We start from the raw sequence: 17,956 nt of genomic DNA, 5'->3' as shown, positions 1-17,956 counted from the left end.
TATTTCTACGTATGGGGGAAATGAGGGGTTTAGCCATGTTCTATGTCATTGTTGCAATTGTACTGGGCATCGTGGAGGGACTGACAGAATTCATACCTGTCTCATCAACAGGTCATATGATATTGACGACGAAGCTGATGGGGATTGAGGAGCAGGCCAACTGGCTCAAGACATTCGAAATTGTCATTCAACTGGGGGCGACCTTAGCCATGACGGTTGTGTATTGGGATCGCATATTGGAGATGCTGGGCTTGCGCAAGCGAACCGTACAGCAAGGACATGTCATCTGTCCTCGTCTGAATCTGCTCCATGTCATTATTGGAATAGCGCCTGCATTAGCGGTGGCCTATGTAGCGAAAGACCATATTAAGCAATTATTTGACAGCACGGAAGCGGTGTTATGGGCGCTTGTAGTCGGCGGTGCATTTATGTGGTTCGCAGAATGGTATGGGTCTCGCAGACAACCCTCGGCGAACACGATCGATGAAATTAATTATAAGCAGGCCTTTTCAATAGGACTCTTTCAGATATTGTCTGTGCTGTGGCCAGGGTTTTCCCGATCAGGCTCTACCATGTCAGGTGGTATGCTGAGCGGTGTCAGCTACCGGGCGTCTGCTGATTTTTCCTTTCTCATTGCGATTCCCATTATGTGTGCGGCGAGCGGCTATGAACTGCTCCAAAATTATAAGATGTTTACACTCGATATTTTCGCTTTTTTTGTACTTGGTTTCTTAGTATCCTTTGTTGTAGCCTATGTGATTGTTGTTGCCTTCCTCAAGCATATTCAGCGGATTAAGCTACGTCACTTTGCGATATATCGCTTTGTTCTCGCAGCATTGTTCTGGTACTTCATGATGTAGCAGAAAGGAATGTACGGTAGTGACTCGCTAGTCTATCGAGAATTTGATATGATTAATTCGATGCATTTTAAGTGAATGTAAATATCATAACTTCAGGGGTTGACTCTGCTTGCGATGGGTACCTATACAAGCGTGCCGGGCTGGCATGCGATTAGCAAAACAAATATATAATGAAGAAGGTCTAGTGCTGCTCAAGGAGCAAGTAGAGCTTAATACCGCGTATATTCAGCGCTTGGAAGCGATGGGAGTATCATACGTATATGTAGAAGATGATCGGACAGAAGGTATTCATGCGCCGGATGTGTTGAGCGATGAGACACGTAGGCTGGCTAATATGACGATTCGCAAGCAATTCAAGCAATTGATTGATGAATCCATGACACGGAAGCGTGCTGCCTCGAATTCTACATTGAATCGCGAGTTTTTCGATGTATTGGATGCCATCATCGGCGATTTGTATGGCAACCATAAGGCGATGGTAATGCTGAATGATATGCAGACAACTGATCATTATTTGTTCCGACATTCCCTTAATGTGTGTGTATATACGACCCTGCTAGGACTTCATCACGGATATCCCCGCAATGAACTGCGGACATTGAGCATGGGGGCGCTCCTTCATGACATTGGCAAGACGCAGATTGATCTCGAAGTATTGAACAAGCCAGGTTCGTTGTCTGATGCTGAATTTGCACATATGAAGCAGCATGCGGTGATAGGGTACCGCATGTTGAAGGATGAGCCGAACATTCCGCTTCTGGCAGCGCACTGTGCTTATCAGCACCATGAGCGGTTGAACGGTTCTGGCTATCCACGCGGCATTAAGTCGCCGGATATTCATGAATATGCGAAGTGGATTGGGATAACGGATTCATATGATGCGATGACAACCCATCGTGTATACCGTAAGGCAATGCTTCCCCATGAAGCACTTGAAATTTTGTATGCCGGATCAGGGACACAATACGAGCAGGGTATGCTGGAATTGTTCAGAGACCGTATGGCTGTCTATCCGATAGGAATGTCCATTCATTTGAATACAGGCGAGACATGCGTTGTTGCCCGCATTCATGCTGAGTGTCCACAACGACCAGTTGTAAGAGTACTGTACGACGCTGATGGCAATCCATTGAAGACCCCTCATGAGATCGATCTATCCAAGAAACTCCACGTTATGATCGTGGGCTATCACGCAGCTGATTAATAGCGCGTAGGCAACACACAAACGAAGCAAGTAAGCTCTGCAATTATTCATTATTATCATCATATTCCCTTTATTCAGTCTACAAGTGAGCAGGGGGTTCTACACGTGAGGGAAACAGCCAGAACAGGTTGGTTGTGGCACTGGGGAACGAGGATGTATCGTTGGCGTCATGGGGTATTGATCATATGGACGCTTCTATTTGCAATGGCTTCGGTATTGGCTATACAAGTGCCTTCCATGCTTAAGGATAATGGGTTTACGCCGACAGGAAGCGAATCTTATGTAGGATATGAGCTGCTGCGCGATGGGCTTGGTCTCTCTTCTACGACGATGGATATTGTCTATGAGAGCAGCGACGGCAGGTCGCTATTGACGAAAGAATCGATACAGCAGATTGAACGTTCCCTTACTGAATTGAAGCAGAATTCATCCGTCGGTGACGTTCAGCTGCGGACTCAGGATAGAACGGGAGTGCGTAGCGATGTAGTTGCTGCACATGTCCGTCTTAATATGGATACGGATGAAGCGCTGGATCGATATACCGATCTGCGTAAGCTTATATCCGACATTCCGTTCGCGAAGGCCTATGTGACTGGTGCGACACCGGTCTTCTATGATATTCAGACTGCGAGCAAGAACGATATTGTGAAGTCGGAACTAATCGGACTTCCAATCGCGCTGCTCGTCTTATTGTTCGTCTTCGGAACATGGCTTGCGGGATTCCTTCCGCTCATTGTCGGGCTGTTCAGTGTGACAACTACGCTCGGGATTATTTATGGAATTGCTCAGCTAACAGATACGTTAAGCAATTTTTTGCCGAATATGGTGTCCATGTTGGGACTAGCTGTTGGCATTGATTATGCGCTCTTCATTGTAAGCAGGTTCCGAGAGGAACTTGCCAAGCAATCTTCTGTTGAGCAGGCTGTCGCCATGACGGCGCAGACCGCGGGCCAGTCAATTTTATTTTCTGGTGTTGCGGTGCTGATCGGCTTAATTGCTATGCTGTTTATTGATTTATCCTTGTTCCGCTCGTTGTGCATTGGTGGAGTTATCGTCGCCATGATGTCAGTTATAGCGGGGAACACGCTCCTTCTGTCACTATTAAGTGTACTCGGCGATAAGGTGAACAAGTTCCCTATCATTCCTGCCCGGTGGAGAAGTGCCGAGAAGACGAGTGGCAGTGAACTATGGAGCCGTATTGCACATGGTGTGATGAAGCATCCCGTAGGGATCGTTCTGCTGCTCACAACTGCATTGGCTTCTTGTGCATGGCCGATAGGCAGTATGAAGATTGGGATACCGGATGCAGAGATGCTGCCGCCGAAGTACGAATCGCGCTACGGTGCAGAATTGATGAGGGAAGCGTATGATGAGCAGGCGTTGAATCCAATTCAAATCGTTGTGGAGACGGACAAGCCCTATTCTTCTATCGAGACGATACAAGCGATTCAGGAGCTGGCATCCCGTATTCAACTTATAGAGGGTGTACAGCGTGTTGACAGCTATGTGGATGCATTAGCTCAGTTGAATATTACAGGAGCTGAAGCGCAGGCAGCGGCATTGTCCCGACCAGAAGTGCGCACACAGATGGAGGCGAAGATGCCGCTTCGTGACAAGATGCTTGTGGTCCAAGTGATTCTGAGGCCTGACATGAAGGGTGATGCTGCGTTCAAGTTAGTGGACGAGCTGCGTCAGATAGATTCAGGTTCGGGATTGAACAGGAAGTATGTAACCGGAGGGCCGGCGGTTCAGCTTGATATCATTGAACGCATCACGACTGCGCTTCCGTATGTGATCGCGTTTATTCTTATTGTGACCTACATCGTGCTCTTCGTCGCATTCCGCTCGGTTCTTCTGCCGCTGAAGGCGGTCATCATGAACATGCTGAGCCTTGGCGCAAGTCTTGGCATTGTCGTCCTTGTCTTCCAGCATGGCTATTTAGCTGATCTATTGCATGTAACGTCTACAGGAATGGTGGTGGCGATGCTTCCTGTCATCATTTTTTGTGTCGTGTTCGGCATATCTATGGATTATGAGGTGTTCTTGCTGTCACGGATTGCGGAAGAGTATGATCGAACGAAGGACAATGAGCACAGCACCGCTCAAGGGCTGATGAAGACAGGCAGTATTATTACAAGTGCTGCTTTCATCTTGATTGTTGTTGTTGGTGCGTTTATTTTCACCGATAACGAGATGATGAAGGCTATCGGGCTTGGGCTTGCAGTATCTGTATTTTTGGATGCTACACTCATACGAGTTCTGCTCGTTCCCGCATTTATGAAGCTGATGGGGCATGCCAATTGGTGGGTCCCGAGCATGTTTCGACGCAAGGAACGGCGAAGTATGCTATAAATAAGTAAGCAATTATTTTCTGCAATAAAGATTGTAAGCAGGCAACTAGAAAGTTAGGTGGAATGAATCATGAATCAATTGCAAGCGGAGAAGGCAGCGAATACGGAGCAAAGAGGAACAGTAGGTCTTAAAACAATTAGTCCAGCCTACGATCCATGGGATCCGATTCGTTCTTTGCAGCAATATGGCCGTCATCTATTGACGAGTGTGGAAATGACTGTGGCCCAGGCATGCAATATGCGCTGCGAGCACTGCGCGGTAGGACACACACTCGTCGCAAATGAGCCTCCCAAGCTGCCGCTTGATCTAATGCTTCAACGTCTTGAAGAGGTTGAGCACTTGGAGACGATAAGCATTACCGGCGGTGAGCCGATGTTCCACGAGAAGACGGTCAAGGAGTATATCGTTCCTCTGTTAAAATACGCACGTGAGCGCGGGGTGCGTTCCCAGATCAACTCGAACTTGACGATGGACATGCGCAGATACGAGATGGTTGCTCCCTATTTGGATGTCATGCATATTTCATTCAACTACACATGTATGGAGGACTTCCATGCAGTCGGCTTCACGCACAGCAGCCATGAAGTCAAATCTGGGGCCGCAGGTCGACTGTATGAGCGCATGATCGAGAATACACGCAAGCTGAGTGAAGCAGGCATGTATATTTCCGCAGAATCGATGGTCAACTATCGGACGCACGACAAGTTAAGCGAAATTCATCAGATCATCGATGAAATGGGATGCAAGCGACATGAGGTTCACCCGATGTACCCGAGCTCCTTCGCGGAGAACTTGCCGGTGCTTCCAATCGAACAATTGCGTACCTCTATTCATCGGTTGCTGGATACTCGCAATAAGGACATGTGGATGTTGTTCGGTACGCTGCCGTTCTTCTCCTGTAATTCGAATGAGGAGGATCAAGCGCTGCTCCGCCGCCTCCATAGGGAACCGATGGTGACTGTGCGCAACGATCCGGATGGCCGCAATCGATTGAATGTCAACTTGTTTAGCGGGGATATCTATGTGACGGACTTTGCAGATATTCCGGCGTTCGGCAGCATCTACTCAGGCAAGCTTGACGATACATTCAATGCTTGGCTGAATGAGCATCCACTCTCCAGAACGGTGGATTGCCATTGTCCGCAAGCATCCTGCTGCGGGCCGAACTTGCTCGTTGCGGATATGTACTATCGAGGTGTTAATTTCAAAGAACGGACAGCTGTGATGTCTTAGTTCATCCATAAGGAAGCGGGTGGGTTCATTGTACCCACCCGCTGCTCTTAACGGGATTGCTGCTCCAAATGATTCGCAATCAGCTTACCATGATGGCGGCCAGACTCTATAAATATCTCATTGGCATCCCGGCCTGATGAGATGACTCCAGCTACATACAATCCAGGGACATTCGTCTCCATCGTATCAGGATCGAATACCGGTTTCTCGCGATCGCTCTGCAGCTCAATTCCGCTAGCAGTCAGCATCGTTCGATCCGGTCTGAATCCGGTCAAGGCGAGGACGAAGTCGCTTTCGATGACATCCGTGCCCCCCTCATTACGCTCAATATGAACCTTATCAGGTTCGATGCCTACAACTCGAGAATGATAGTGCATATCAATGAGTCCCTTCGCGATCATACTCTCGAAAATGGGACGTACCCATGGCTTAATATGAGCAGTTAACTCATCACCGCGGTATACAACTGTCACTTTAGCTCCAACTCGCATAAGTTCAAGTGCAGCATCAACGGCTGAATTGTTGCCACCAATAATAACAACATTCATGCCAGCATAAGGGTGAGCTTCTTGGAAATAGTGCGAGACATGCGGAAGTGTCTCTCCTGGGATCCCAAGCATGTTCGGATGATCAAAATACCCTGTTGCAATGACTACATAACGTGCGCGGTGCGAGATGGATAAGCCGCTGCGTGTCGTAGAATGAACGGTGAACGTGCCGTCCTCTTCTTTGTGAACGTGCCTCACTTCTTCATAAGATCGAATTCGCAGCTCATATCGCTCCGCAACTTTGCGGTAGTAGACAAGTGCTTCATCCCGGTAAGGCTTGTCGTGCGGGCTGGCGAATGGCATGTCGCCGATTTCTAGCATTTCCGGTGTACTGAAAAATTGCAAATGGGTAGGATAACGATATATTGAGTTCACAACACAGTGCTTCTCAATGATGAGCGGATTCATACCGATCCGTTGTAATTCTATAGCAGCGGACAGTCCACATGGACCCGCGCCGATGATGATCGCCTGTTCCAATTGATTCGCCTCCGTATGACTAGTTGGTTGCTGTGTAATCCAGTGCCTAGTATATTCAACATCCTTATCATATCGAACGTGAAAGGAAATGGCTATCCTCATCCTGACATATTGATTACAAAACATTTACAATATTACTAATGATTCGACGATCGATGTTGTGTACAATGATGTATAGTCTGTGCAATGTCAACCATAGAATTGGAGGGGAAGTAATGACTATATTTTCTGACGTATCTCGTACTGCGAGTACTTTGAAGCGCCCGGAGGCGATGATTTTTGATATGGATGGAACGCTGTTCAAGACAGAGACGTTGTTGATTCCGGCGTACCACAGAACATTTGACCAGCTTCGCAATGAGGGACTGTTCGAAGGGCCAACCCCGCCGGAGGAGCGCATCTTAAGCTCACTTGGTATGCTGCTTGCAGATATTTGGGAGCGGGTTATGCCAGAGTCCAGCGAAGAGGCAAGACTGCGCGCGGATGATCTGCTGCTCGAAAATGAGTTGAAGGGCTTGCAGGAGGGTGGAACGGAACTGTACCCGCAAGTGGAGGAAACACTTGCCAAATTGCGAGAAGCTGGTGTAAAGTTGTTTGTGGCAAGTAATGGGTTGGAAGAATATGTGCAAGGTGTTGCTGCTGCGCACGGATTGACCGAGCTATTCACGGAGCTGTACAGTGCTGGAGGACGGCAGACTTCGACGAAGGTGGAGCTTGTCGAGCTTCTGTTGAAGGAGCATGGTATCTCTTCAGCATGGATGATTGGCGATCGCTCTTCGGACGTGGAAGCCGGCAAAGAAAATGGACAAACGGTCATCGGCTGTCAATATGCAGGTTTCGGTGCGGATGAAGAATTGAAGGGTTCGGACGTTCTTATCCATACCTTCGATGAGCTGCTGGAATTGTACGCTTCATCGGAACAATAACAACAATTAACAATTACTGAAGGGAAGACAATAATGAAGAAGTAACGTAAGCATGTACCGTGGTGGGCCAGGCCGCCTCCATTGTTCCTAGTAGTTGGACAAAATGCGTACGCGCGTAACTACTTAAAACATGTGGAGGCTGATTGGAATGAGTAAACCTGAGATGAATGTTGCTATCGTATGTGGACCGGATTGTGATATGGAGACGCAAGCGCTTCGAGCTACCTTGGAGTACTTTGGAGCTCGGGTGTTTATGTATTGGGTAGGAAGACCGAATGACTTTATCGATGTATTATCCGGCAAGGATCTGTTCCCGAATACGGATCTCGTCATTTTGAACTTTCACGGCGACGAGGGTCGCTTCGTGATGCCTGAAATTGGTGACGAGGTATATGAGGAAGGGGAGCCGCACGGTGATTTCGGCAGCGAGGCAGTTCGGCAATTTGCCAAGCTCGATGGCCGGACGGTCGTCTGCAACGGATGTGATCTGGGCAATAAGGAGATGGCTGAGGCATTCTTGGATGGTGGCTGCCAGACTTATATTGGGCCTGATGATTATCCATATGGGAACAGCACGTTGATGTTCGTCACCCGTTTCTGTTATGAACTGATCCAGAACAAACGAAGCGTTCAGCAGGCTTATGATCTCGCTCGTGCCGCGGACGAGGATACGATGATGTATCAACTGTATACGAAGTAAGAGAGGAGATGCCGCACACTTGTGCGGCATCTTTGCTATGTATGTGAACATAAATAGGGTTGACCCAAGTGGTGAGTAGGGGTAAGATGGATGGAAAACTTTAGGGAGGCGGATGAATGATTCGTATGATGAAACCCAAAAGATTGAAGCAAGGCTCGAAACTTGCGGTGATATCTCCATCGAGTGGACTCCCATACTTATTTCCAGAAACCTTCGAGCTCGGGCTGAGCAATCTGCGGGAGATGTTCGGATTTGACATAGTCGAAATGCCGACAGCTAGGATGGAGCCGACTGAATTGTATCGCTATCCTGAGCTGCGAGCACAGGATATCAACCGATGCTTCGGTGATTCAAGCATCGACGGCATCATTTGTTCCATTGGCGGTTATGAATCAATTCGAATATTGCCCTATTTGGATACTGAAATCATCATAAACAATCCAAAGTTCATTATGGGATTTTCCGATGCAACAACGTTCCTCTCGTACTTGAATCAGCTCGGAATGATCACCTTCTACGGCCCATCAATATTGGCGGGAATAGCCCAATTGAAGCATCTGCCTGAAGCGTATTCGGAGCATCTTCGTGATTTCTTCTTCTCGGATCAATTTCCCTACAACTATGTTCCATATCGTCGGTGGACCAATGGATACAAGGATTGGGGCAACCTCGATACGCTTGGAGAGTGCCAGGAGTTTTACCCTAATGGGGATGGATGGAGGTTCTTGCAAGGAAGTTCTGTCCAGCAGGGTGAAGTATGGGGCGGCTGTATTGAAGTACTGGAATTTATGAAATCGACAGCGTACTGGCCTGATCCATCGTTCTGGGACAATAAGATTCTCTGCTTCGAAACTTCTGAGGAGAAGCCTTCACCGATGCATGTAGGCTACATGCTGCGCAACTATGGGATGCAGGGTGTGTATGAGAAGGTGAAGGGAATTATATTCGGTAGAGCCAAGGACTATAGTGAGGAAGAAAATAAACAATTGTACGACATTATCGTCAATATTGTAGAAGGGGAATTCGGTGCCGGAGATCTGCCGATTGTTGTGAACTTCGACTTCGGCCATACGGATCCGAAGCTTATCTTGCCATTAGGCGGAAGAGTGGAGCTTCGCCCTCATACGAATGAGGTAGTGCTTCTCGAAAGCCCATTTCATGACTAGATGCGAACAACCCACATCACCGTATCCATAGGTACGCGCGATGTGGGTTGAGCGCTATTATGTCATTTCTGGTCTTTACCGGATGAGAGTGCTCCTTCAACAATGGAGATAGCCGCATCTCCTTGGCGCTTCCCCTTCTGGCGATATAGCCATGATGCATATTCCATTGGTCGTGCGATTGCATTCCGATAAGTATCTCGATCCCCGATTCGATGGAACACTTCCCGTGCAGGCTTCGGATTTACTTCGAGCAGCCATACATGCCCCTTGCGGTCGATCGCGAGATCCAGTGCCAATTCACATAAGGCCCCATATTTCTCTTCTAGGAACTGTGCGATCTCGAGACTGATCCTCTCTGCGTCATCCTTCACTTCTGCAATTCGATGCTCATCGCCTATCCATCTGCGGAGCAGTTCATCCATCCGAACCGCCTCTCCACCGCCATGCAGGTTGGACGTGATGCTTTTATTTGCTCCAACCCGACCTGCACAGCCTGTCACTTCCCATTTGCCTTCGCCATTTTTTTGCACGAGCATGCGATAATCATGCACGCGTCCGTTTGGCAGCTTCAGCGCAATCCCTTGCTGGACGAGATAACGGTCTCTAGCTCTCCAGGCAGCCAGTTTCCTTGCTAGTTGGCCAATCGTGAGCTTCTGCGGACGAATAATCCGACGCTGATGATCACGCCCTTGTACGAATACGGTGGTGGGATTGAGAGACGAACGCTCGATACGCATAATGCCCCTTCCACCTGTACCGTTTATCGGCTTCAAATAGATTAAGGAATGAGAGCGCAGCATACTCTGCAGATCCAGCATGGACTGATATAAGCGGGTAGTTGGCAAGTGCCCCTTGACCGAAGGGACGGTCGACAGCACCTGGTGAATCGTCCATTTGTTGCGCAGCGGCCGATTTAAGAACAGCAGGTGATTGTACTTGCTGCGGAATCGACGAAGCTGAGTGAAGCGATGGCTGTTTTGGAGACGGCATCGATCAAATATCATATTCGGAAAACGCGTCCATTTCCGTGTCCAGCGCCTCGTTTCTGGATGATAACACATGGCGTGAATGCGTCGGTGTTGGTCATCAACATCCTGTGGGGTGAACACATACACGTCGAGTCCTATTTTTTTGCCGGCAGTGATCATGCGCTGATAGATGAGGCGCTCTTCCAGATGCTTTCGTTCATTCAAGTATAGCGTCAATATACCGAGTGTCGGTTGACTCAAGCCGTATCACCTTCTTCCCGTCCCTTATCCGCCTAATTTGGCAAGATATTGGCAGTATTGAAATATACGCTCGAGCGAACGTTGGCGGATATGAGGCTCATCGAACTTCATCGGTTTGGCATTTGCTTCGAAGAACCAAATGCTTCCGCCAGCATCGACACCTAAATCCATAGACATCTCTCCATGTAGATGCCCGGATGCACGCTCGATCTGTCTTGCGATAATCAGCGAAGCATGTCTTGCACGAGTCATGATGCGCTTAGATTGCTCATTACCGAACACAGAGATTAGGAGCTTCTCCGGGTCGTCTATACTACCGCCGCGAGGCACATGTGTCGTAATGCTCATTGTACCTGCGACACGTGCGCCCACACCTGTGACCTCCCATTGTCCCCGGCCGTTTTTCTGAATCAGGACACGTAGGTCAAAGGGGCGACGATTGCTGGCAGCAAGTGAGATGCCTTGTTGAACAATATAGTCGTGGACGCCGGCTTCCTTACGGATACGGCTCCATAGCTTCGAGATCGTAGCGCATTTATACGATACGCTCTTCTTTTTTTCCTGGATCTTCAGACGGTACTTGAGTGCCTTGGTATGATTCACGCGAAGAGTCATAATCCCTGCGCCTGCTTTGCCGGATTCCGGCTTCAAGAACAAGTAAGGATGTTTATGCAGCATTTTACCTAATGCGGCCGAGGTTTTCAGCCGTCTCGTTGAAGGGATATACTTTTTCGTAATTTTTGATTTTTTCAGCCATTCGAATAAGTGCCATTTATTGAAAAAGTATGGGTTGAACAACTTGATCGAAGGATGTGCGAGCACCTCTTTAATCTTGCTGCGAACCGCTGGAAGACTTTCATCCTCACGAAGGGGGATGCGATTATAGATAACGTGCGGAAGCGGGAACCACTCCTGCTTCCACACATTATTCTCATAGGAATAACCGATGACACGCTTCGCGTGAAGCTTCAAATCCCGAACTGTTAGAAGAAAAACAGTAAACCCCATTTCTCTGCCCTTTTTGATAATATCGGCAAAATTATCTCGGTTGCCGCGGAAGTACTCTCTGTCATCATCCATCGTTAGTATTGCAATGACAGGTGTTTGTGTCGTTTGCTCGTTCCCACTCACGTGATCTCCCCCCTGCGGAATTTGCTTAGGTACAGGCAGTGATCCAAAATATGTTCAATGGAAGCTTGCCCTTCATTCTTAAGGGAAGGGTGCTTGAATATCGAGCGTCCCGGCTTCGCATTTGCCTCGAACATCCAGACCTGCTCATCACGGTCAATCCCAATATCGAAGCCGAGCTCTCCGATCAAATGCGGATGATTGCGCTCAATTGCTTCTGCCAACTGGATGGCGATCTTCCTCGCCTTGTCGAGCACTTCGTCTGAACGTTCTCCGAATGCACGTTGAAGTGCCTGGGAAGGAGTCATGAGTCTGCCGCCATTTTTCACGTGAGTAGTTACACTGCCTTTGCCGGCTTTCTTGGCTCCTACGCCCACCACCGCCCACTTGTTTTCTCCGTTCTTATGCATATGGAAACGGAAATCAATTGGACATCCGTCGATCTCGATCAGGCGAACGCCCTGTTGAATCACATAATTGCGCAGGCTGCGTCCATGTCTCGCTTCGAGCATGCGCATCAGACTGGAGAAGGTGCGGAAGCGAAGGAGTACGTTCTTGCCATTTGAAGTATAACGGGCAAAGAACCCCTTCTTCGGCAAGTAGGTCAGCCGATAGATACCGATGCCAAGACTGCCGCCAGAAGGCTTATAATATGCAAACTGATGTCGTTCCAGCATGGTTCGGATCGTGTCTGATGAAGGATTCATGACGGATTCAGGAACATACTGATTGGCTTCTGATTCATTCTTGAGCAGTGCATATACATCCGATTTATTGAAGAAGCTCCAGTTGAAGAACGGGATTTTTTTGCGTGTGAACCGTTCACGAAGCGTATTGTAAGAACCGGATGTTTCGGCGCGTCTGCTAGGCAAGCGGTTGTATACGACATCAGGCAGCGGGACGGTTCGCCTTATCCAGCCTCCCGAAGGACCAAGAAAATAGCCAAGCACCGTATCGTTATTCCAATTAATGTCGCGGGGAGAGAATGCGAACACGTATGCCTTCTTATTGCCAGTGCGAAGGATCTGCCTAATAAACCCGGTACGGCTGCCGAAGGGGGCTGAAGATGAGCGGGACGTTCCGTCAGACATTATGCCAATGAGAGGGCCGATGTGAATGTCGCCTTCAGTTTCGTTCAATAGAAATACAGATCCAGATTTAGGGACTCGTACGGCTGACCGTAATCCTGCCGTTACATAGAGATGCTTGCCGGGCTTCTGGATCGGTCTGACTGAAGCTGGAATGATCGTCTTTCCGAGCCTGAGCCGTACCGATCTTTTGCCGGCAAGTTTGAGCTGTTTTAATAAGGAGTTGGATACATATAAAATTTTTTCGGAATTTGGCGTCAAATGGACGTTGCATACCGTCAAACTCATGAACTGACCCTCCTAAGGTACCGAACCAACACATGGCGTGCGTACAAGATGGGATTTTCCACTGATTGCAGGGCAGCTTCGTATTCTCCGGTGTGTCTGAATACGGATCTGCCAGGTTTGGAATTGACCTCGAGCAGCCAAGGGCGAGCCTTGCGGTCAATCCCGTAGTCGAGGCCGATCTCGCATATTCGCCCATATTGGGCTTCCAGAAGCGGTGGAATGTATTCGCTGTACGTACTCAGTTGTTCTATAAGCCGATGAACATGATTCGGTTCGAATTGGCTTTCCAAGAATGGTATGACCGAGACGGCTCGACCGCCTCCGTGCAGATTAGATGTGACGCTGTCAGGCTGGCCTACCCTTGCTGCCATACCGGTTAGAACCCAACGGCCGTTTCCGTTTTTTTGCATAAGAACACGGACATCGAACGGCTCTCCTTCTTGGGTAACCAATGATAAATAGGGTTGTATGACAAATCTGCGCTTGCCGACAAATTGTTCGATCCAAGCGAATCCTTCCTGAGGCCGGGAGAAGCTGTGTTGTATGGGATGATTATCGTCGTCCCTTCCACGAAGCTCCAAAGTGACGGGAAGAGCAGCTGATATCGAATCAGTCTTCTCCTTATCGTTGTCGCGGTAGCGTACATGCAGTGTAGACCTTCCATGAGTGCCGCCATGTGGCTTCAGAAATAGGCCGCCATGATAACGATTCAACAGAGCAGCGAGACTGGAGATGCCAGCGAACAACCGAGTGGGAGGCAGTATAGGGGTCAGGGATGAATCCTTGCGCATTGAACGATAGATATCCCATTTTCCTCGTAATCCGATGCCGAGAAGCGTGACATTCGCCAACTGCTTCATACGGATGATGGCAGCTTGTGTTTTACGGTATTGCTGCGGATTGCTGTAGGAGCATCTGTCATAAGCGAGCCGAGGAAGGGGGAATGTACGCCGTTCCCATCCTGACTTCCCATATACAAATGCATGAACGGTGCAGTCACCCCAATGTATCCATAACGGGGAGAACACGATAACACGGATACCGTGCTTACGACCGGCAATGCAAAGTTTGCGGCAGTAGTCCGCTTCCGCGAATGGCAGCGTTCCTGTGCCTTCACATTGCAGAACGCCAAGCGTCAGCGCAGAAGGTTCTGAAATGTTCATTGCTGCCACCTCCTTAGATCCCGGTTAGAAATCGAGAGTAATCCACGATTTTGCGCACAGAGGGCCGTATTTTTCGATCACCTAAAGGTGTGTTGTCGTTCTTGGATGGTTTGGAATTGACCTCGAGGAGCCAGACCTTCCCCGAGTTATCTACAGCAAGATCGATGCCGAGCTCACCGAAATGAGCGGGAATATAAGTGTCTACACCTTGAGCGATGTCAAGTGCAGCTCGCCTCAGCCGTGCACTTACATCATTCTTCACCGACGGAGGAAGGCTCGTGCGGAATATGGCTTCCTTCACGGTACTGAGTGAGCCGCCGCGTGCCAGGTTGGATACAAAGTGCTGATTGCTCGCAATGCGGGCGACAATCGAAGTGATCGTCCATTTGCCGGAAGCGTTCTTCTGGACGAGTGCTCGGAAATCCACCGGACGCCTACTGTGATCGATCAGTGTCAGTCCCTGCTGAATTTGATAGTGGTTCGTCTTCAACTTGCCAGATAGGCTGGAGAAGACCTTAGTAAGACTGCTAAACTGCTGCCTTTTTGTTCCGTTTAAGGTGGAATATAAGGCTTGATAACTGTGATCCGGGAGCCGGGTGATGCGAATAATGCCTTTGCCAAGGCTGCCGCGTGCGGGCTTTAAGAACACAGTGGTATAACGGCTGCACATGCTTTTTAAGGTGGAGAAGGTACGGAGCGAGTAAGACTCCGGCAAATACTTGGATAGCTCTGCATGAGGTCTGAGTGCTTCGAACACTTCTGTTTTATCCAAGAATTTTTCATTGAAGACAACGGACTGATATCGGGATTTTACTTCTTTCATAAAATGCTGTACGCTAGGTTTGTTCTCCAGCTTGCGTGACGTCAATCGGTTGTTGATAATATCCGGTATCGGCATCGTAACTCGTTGCCAGCTACCATTGGTATTGACCCACGCTTTGACATTGTGGAGGTCTTGGATATGATCGGGTGTGAAGAAGCATACCCATGCTCCTTGGAGCTGGCATGCATCGACCAATTCCTTGCAGAAAGAGGTAATAGAACCGAATGGCTTATCCGGCATGCTCGGATAATCACGGCTTACTAATACACCAATAAGCGGTCCAAGGCTCAAGATTTGGCTCGATGTCTTGTAGGCCGCACGCAGTGACTGGCCGTTCGTCAGCCCCATCTTTCGTGCAAGTGAGTGATTCATTCGTAGTCCGTCGAAGCGGGAGACGGATATTACTGTCACGCGCTGCTTGAAGGAACCGAACTTCAGAGTCAGCGGCTGGTTGACAGGAACCTTCCACAGCTTGACATAAGCCTCTCCCAACATGAGCACATCGTCTTGCAAGAGGCTGGAGCTGATCAACTGGAGCGTCACTTTTGATTTAGACATGGAGGTTCTCCTTCCAACAACAACTTGCAGTCATTCATACGATCCCATCTGCATGGGTCGATACAGATAGACCGTATACGTTAATTCATCATATGAGGACATATTTCCCTTGGTGATTGACCTATTGAAGGAAATAAAAAGGGGGAATAGACATGCCGGTATGGCTGTTTATCAGTTTTAGTGTTGTCGTTGCTGCTATCGTAGGTGGGGTTACCAACCATTTTGCGATCAAAATGCTTTTTCATCCGCGCAAAGCCATGTATATTGGCCGCTGGCGCATACCATTTACACCAGGACTTATTCCGAAGCGCAGAGAGGATATTGCCGCTTCTTTCGGTGATGTTGTAGCCGAATATTTAGTTACAAGTGATGGGCTCCGTACGATGCTGAATAGGCCCGATACTCGTGAGAAGGCGACAGAAACGGTTCTGCGCATGACTCAGAATTGGTCGGAAGATGACAGAACGGTCAAAGAGTGGGCGGTCAAGTTGTTTCCGGATAAGGAATGGGATGAGATTCGTGATCAATCTGCGCATCGATTGCAGGAATGGACGGCAAATGGGGTTAAGAAGTGGCTCGAGGGGAAAGGCTGGGATGAGCGCCCTCTGGTTGAATGGCTTCCTGAAGGGTGGGAGCAGTCATCTGCGAAATGGGCAGACAAAGCCGCAGCTGTGATGCTGACATCTTTTGAGAAGGAATTGACCTCGTTGCAGGGACAACTGCTCATGACGAAGCTGGCGAAGGATGTCATTGATCGTGCCTCAGGTTTCTTTGGCGCTATGGCAGCGATATTTGTGGATGAGGATAAGCTCGTAACCAAGATGATGCCTGTGCTCGTCGAACAGCTTCGCTCGCCTAAAGTTCGCGCGACCGTTGCAGGTTTCATTTTATCGAAACTTGGTGAATGGCTACAAGAGACACCTGCTCAGCTTGTTCGATCGTGGGCAGATTTGCCGGAAGAGACGAATTCCCTTGATTTTATTGTGAGCCAAGCCGCTGCGATGATTCAGTGGCCGAAGCGGATCGATCGATTTGGCGAGATTCAGCCAGCGCATCTGGTTGGCAAGTATGAAGCAGTGTGGAGCGGTTATATTCCACGAGCTGTGGAGGCGGCATTTGCGCTCTTGGATCGCAATCTGGACGCTATTGTTCGCGCAGCCCGCTTGCAGGAAGTGGTACGCACTCAGGTGGAGCAATTCCCGATTGAACGTCTGGAGACGATCATTTTAAGTGTGTCGGGCAAGGAGTTCCGAGCAATTACATGGCTGGGGGCTTTGCTTGGGGGCATTATTGGATTGGTGCAGGCTTTTGTTCTATTAGCTGTCGGATAAACGTCATATTTGGATGAGGACAGTAATATGGAACTATGATATGCTGAAGATTGTATTTTTTGCGGGAGGTAATGAATGATGAGCGTATACGACAAAGCGCACGACTTAGCACGTGCATTGCAGTCCTCTGAAGAGGCCAAAGCTGTAGAAGAAGCAATGAAAGCAGTGGATGCGAACCCTGAAGGCAAGCAGATGCTTGATGATTTCCGTGCACGTCAGATGAATATGCAGCAAAAGATGATGACAGGTGAAATGCCAGATCAAGAAGAGATGGAAAAGATGGAGAAATTGTTCCAAGTGATCAGCATGAATGCAGATATTGCGAAGCTGTTCGATGCTGAACGCCGCCTTGCCGTTGTCATTCAAGATGTGAACAAGATCGTCTCCGAATCGCTAGGCCACCTGTATCAATAAGGACAAGAAAGAAGTCATGGGATTCATATAACCGGCATACGCTCTAGTATAGGACAAGAATAGAGATGATGCTTCAGAATCACGGCTCGTCTCAAGTAAGGAGCGTAACGGGATGAAAACGGAACGTCATACGGCTATTGTGAAGCCACGGAATAACTGGAAGCATGTCATATCCATCATTCTGGTTGTAGCGATGCTGATTTATGTATTGCCTACATTGAGCTTCAAGGATGGCTGGACAGCAGCTTCGACGTTCGGCGTTGTATGGATTGCGTTTGCATTGTTGATTGTTGCTGCTCATTTGCACCGCTTGCTGCGGGTGGATGAGGAGACGGAACAGCGTTTGCAGAAGATTAAGCGTGAGAAATATAGACGCCTTGAAGAGCGTATGAAGCGGCAGCCAGCCAGGTTGAAGTAAGCACAATAGCTGAGGAATAGAGTCTCTCCATTAGGAGAGGCTCTATT

At 48.7% G+C, this 17,956-nt stretch carries 16 protein-coding genes; 10 read left to right on the top strand and 6 right to left on the bottom strand.

Features of this window, described 5'->3' with window-relative positions:
* Positions 1-35: 35 nt before the first annotated feature.
* From M3661_RS07935 to yfkAB, 4 genes are all read left to right on the top strand, one after another.
* Positions 36-860 carry an undecaprenyl-diphosphate phosphatase gene (locus tag M3661_RS07935; RefSeq protein WP_065292103.1) on the top strand — a complete coding sequence of 275 codons (825 nt, stop codon included), beginning with the start codon at positions 36-38 and terminating at the stop codon, positions 858-860.
* 109 nt (positions 861-969) lie between these two features.
* Complete coding sequence (locus M3661_RS07930) at positions 970-2,064, top strand: HD-GYP domain-containing protein (RefSeq protein ID WP_251483470.1); 1,095 nt, start codon at positions 970-972, stop codon at positions 2,062-2,064.
* A gap of 105 nt (positions 2,065-2,169) precedes the next feature.
* Complete coding sequence (locus tag M3661_RS07925; RefSeq protein WP_251483467.1) at positions 2,170-4,416, top strand: MMPL family transporter; 2,247 nt, start codon at positions 2,170-2,172, stop codon at positions 4,414-4,416.
* Between the two features lie 69 nt (positions 4,417-4,485).
* The gene (gene yfkAB / locus M3661_RS07920) at positions 4,486-5,649 is read left to right on the top strand and encodes a radical SAM/CxCxxxxC motif protein YfkAB (protein WP_021252186.1); all 1,164 of its coding nucleotides are present in this window, start codon (positions 4,486-4,488) and stop codon (positions 5,647-5,649) included.
* A gap of 47 nt (positions 5,650-5,696) precedes the next feature.
* On the opposite strand, the gene M3661_RS07915 is transcribed toward yfkAB, so the two are convergent.
* A complete protein-coding gene (locus M3661_RS07915; RefSeq protein WP_251483464.1) occupies positions 5,697-6,677 on the bottom strand; it encodes a YpdA family putative bacillithiol disulfide reductase in 981 nt (326 codons plus the stop codon).
* A 215-nt stretch (positions 6,678-6,892) separates the two neighbouring features.
* Here M3661_RS07915 and M3661_RS07910 point away from each other — a divergent pair, with 215 nt between their 5' ends.
* The 3 genes from M3661_RS07910 to M3661_RS07900 all read left to right on the top strand — a co-directional run bounded on the left by M3661_RS07910 (position 6,893) and on the right by M3661_RS07900 (position 9,469).
* The gene (locus M3661_RS07910) at positions 6,893-7,603 is read left to right on the top strand and encodes an HAD family hydrolase (RefSeq protein WP_251483461.1); all 711 of its coding nucleotides are present in this window, start codon (positions 6,893-6,895) and stop codon (positions 7,601-7,603) included.
* Positions 7,604-7,751: 148 nt separating this feature from the next.
* A complete protein-coding gene (locus tag M3661_RS07905; RefSeq protein ID WP_251483455.1) occupies positions 7,752-8,303 on the top strand; it encodes a delta-aminolevulinic acid dehydratase in 552 nt (183 codons plus the stop codon).
* A gap of 116 nt (positions 8,304-8,419) precedes the next feature.
* Positions 8,420-9,469, top strand: a complete 1,050-nt coding sequence (locus tag M3661_RS07900; RefSeq protein ID WP_251483453.1) for a S66 family peptidase — start codon at positions 8,420-8,422, stop codon at positions 9,467-9,469.
* Positions 9,470-9,531: 62 nt separating this feature from the next.
* Here M3661_RS07900 and M3661_RS07895 read toward each other — a convergent pair whose 3' ends face one another.
* Genes M3661_RS07895 through M3661_RS07875 form a run of 5 tightly spaced genes read right to left on the bottom strand, consistent with a single transcriptional unit; the run spans position 9,532 to position 15,746 of the window.
* Positions 9,532-10,698 carry a YheC/YheD family endospore coat-associated protein gene (locus M3661_RS07895; RefSeq protein ID WP_251483451.1) on the bottom strand — a complete coding sequence of 389 codons (1,167 nt, stop codon included), beginning with the start codon at positions 10,696-10,698 and terminating at the stop codon, positions 9,532-9,534.
* A 24-nt stretch (positions 10,699-10,722) separates the two neighbouring features.
* The gene (locus M3661_RS07890) at positions 10,723-11,829 is read right to left on the bottom strand and encodes a YheC/YheD family endospore coat-associated protein (protein ID WP_251483449.1); all 1,107 of its coding nucleotides are present in this window, start codon (positions 11,827-11,829) and stop codon (positions 10,723-10,725) included.
* Positions 11,826-13,202 carry a YheC/YheD family endospore coat-associated protein gene (locus tag M3661_RS07885; protein WP_251483447.1) on the bottom strand — a complete coding sequence of 459 codons (1,377 nt, stop codon included), beginning with the start codon at positions 13,200-13,202 and terminating at the stop codon, positions 11,826-11,828. Before M3661_RS07885 ends, M3661_RS07890 begins: the two co-directional genes overlap by 4 nt.
* A complete protein-coding gene (locus M3661_RS07880; RefSeq protein ID WP_251483444.1) occupies positions 13,199-14,365 on the bottom strand; it encodes a YheC/YheD family endospore coat-associated protein in 1,167 nt (388 codons plus the stop codon). The genes M3661_RS07885 and M3661_RS07880 overlap by 4 nt, the downstream gene beginning before the upstream one ends.
* 13 nt (positions 14,366-14,378) lie before the next feature.
* Positions 14,379-15,746: a YheC/YheD family endospore coat-associated protein gene (locus M3661_RS07875; RefSeq protein ID WP_251483440.1), complete on the bottom strand. Its 1,368-nt coding sequence runs from the start codon at positions 15,744-15,746 to the stop codon at positions 14,379-14,381.
* A 152-nt stretch (positions 15,747-15,898) separates the two neighbouring features.
* Between M3661_RS07875 and M3661_RS07870 the strand changes: the two genes are divergently transcribed.
* From M3661_RS07870 to M3661_RS07860, 3 genes are all read left to right on the top strand, one after another.
* Positions 15,899-17,077, top strand: a complete 1,179-nt coding sequence (locus tag M3661_RS07870) for a DUF445 family protein (RefSeq protein WP_251483439.1) — start codon at positions 15,899-15,901, stop codon at positions 17,075-17,077.
* 78 nt (positions 17,078-17,155) lie between these two features.
* Positions 17,156-17,491 carry a YlbF/YmcA family competence regulator gene (locus tag M3661_RS07865; protein WP_065292135.1) on the top strand — a complete coding sequence of 112 codons (336 nt, stop codon included), beginning with the start codon at positions 17,156-17,158 and terminating at the stop codon, positions 17,489-17,491.
* Positions 17,492-17,603: 112 nt separating this feature from the next.
* Positions 17,604-17,909, top strand: coding sequence for a hypothetical protein (locus tag M3661_RS07860; protein WP_065292114.1), 306 nt, complete (start codon positions 17,604-17,606; stop codon positions 17,907-17,909).
* The last annotated feature ends 47 nt before the right edge of the window (positions 17,910-17,956 follow it).

Origin of the sequence: Paenibacillus sp. MER 180, assembly GCF_023713665.1 — a bacterium.
Taxonomy (GTDB): Bacteria; Bacillota; Bacilli; order Paenibacillales; family Paenibacillaceae; genus Paenibacillus_B; species Paenibacillus_B suaedae.
The sequence above is the reverse complement of the archived record's forward strand: the minus strand, read 5'-3'. Positions and strand labels throughout refer to the sequence as shown.

Coding starts and splice junctions, on each gene's coding strand:
- M3661_RS07935 (WP_065292103.1), top strand. CDS start 36: ATGTTCTATGTCATTGTTGCAATTGTACTGGGCATCGTGGAGGGACTG.
- yfkAB (WP_021252186.1), top strand. CDS start 4,486: ATGAATCAATTGCAAGCGGAGAAGGCAGCGAATACGGAGCAAAGAGGA.
- M3661_RS07910 (WP_251483461.1), top strand. CDS start 6,893: ATGACTATATTTTCTGACGTATCTCGTACTGCGAGTACTTTGAAGCGC.
- M3661_RS07905 (WP_251483455.1), top strand. CDS start 7,752: ATGAGTAAACCTGAGATGAATGTTGCTATCGTATGTGGACCGGATTGT.
- M3661_RS07900 (WP_251483453.1), top strand. CDS start 8,420: ATGATTCGTATGATGAAACCCAAAAGATTGAAGCAAGGCTCGAAACTT.
- M3661_RS07885 (WP_251483447.1), bottom strand. CDS start 13,202: ATGAGTTTGACGGTATGCAACGTCCATTTGACGCCAAATTCCGAAAAA.
- M3661_RS07880 (WP_251483444.1), bottom strand. CDS start 14,365: ATGAACATTTCAGAACCTTCTGCGCTGACGCTTGGCGTTCTGCAATGT.
- M3661_RS07875 (WP_251483440.1), bottom strand. CDS start 15,746: ATGTCTAAATCAAAAGTGACGCTCCAGTTGATCAGCTCCAGCCTCTTG.
- M3661_RS07870 (WP_251483439.1), top strand. CDS start 15,899: ATGCCGGTATGGCTGTTTATCAGTTTTAGTGTTGTCGTTGCTGCTATC.
- M3661_RS07865 (WP_065292135.1), top strand. CDS start 17,156: ATGAGCGTATACGACAAAGCGCACGACTTAGCACGTGCATTGCAGTCC.
- M3661_RS07860 (WP_065292114.1), top strand. CDS start 17,604: ATGAAAACGGAACGTCATACGGCTATTGTGAAGCCACGGAATAACTGG.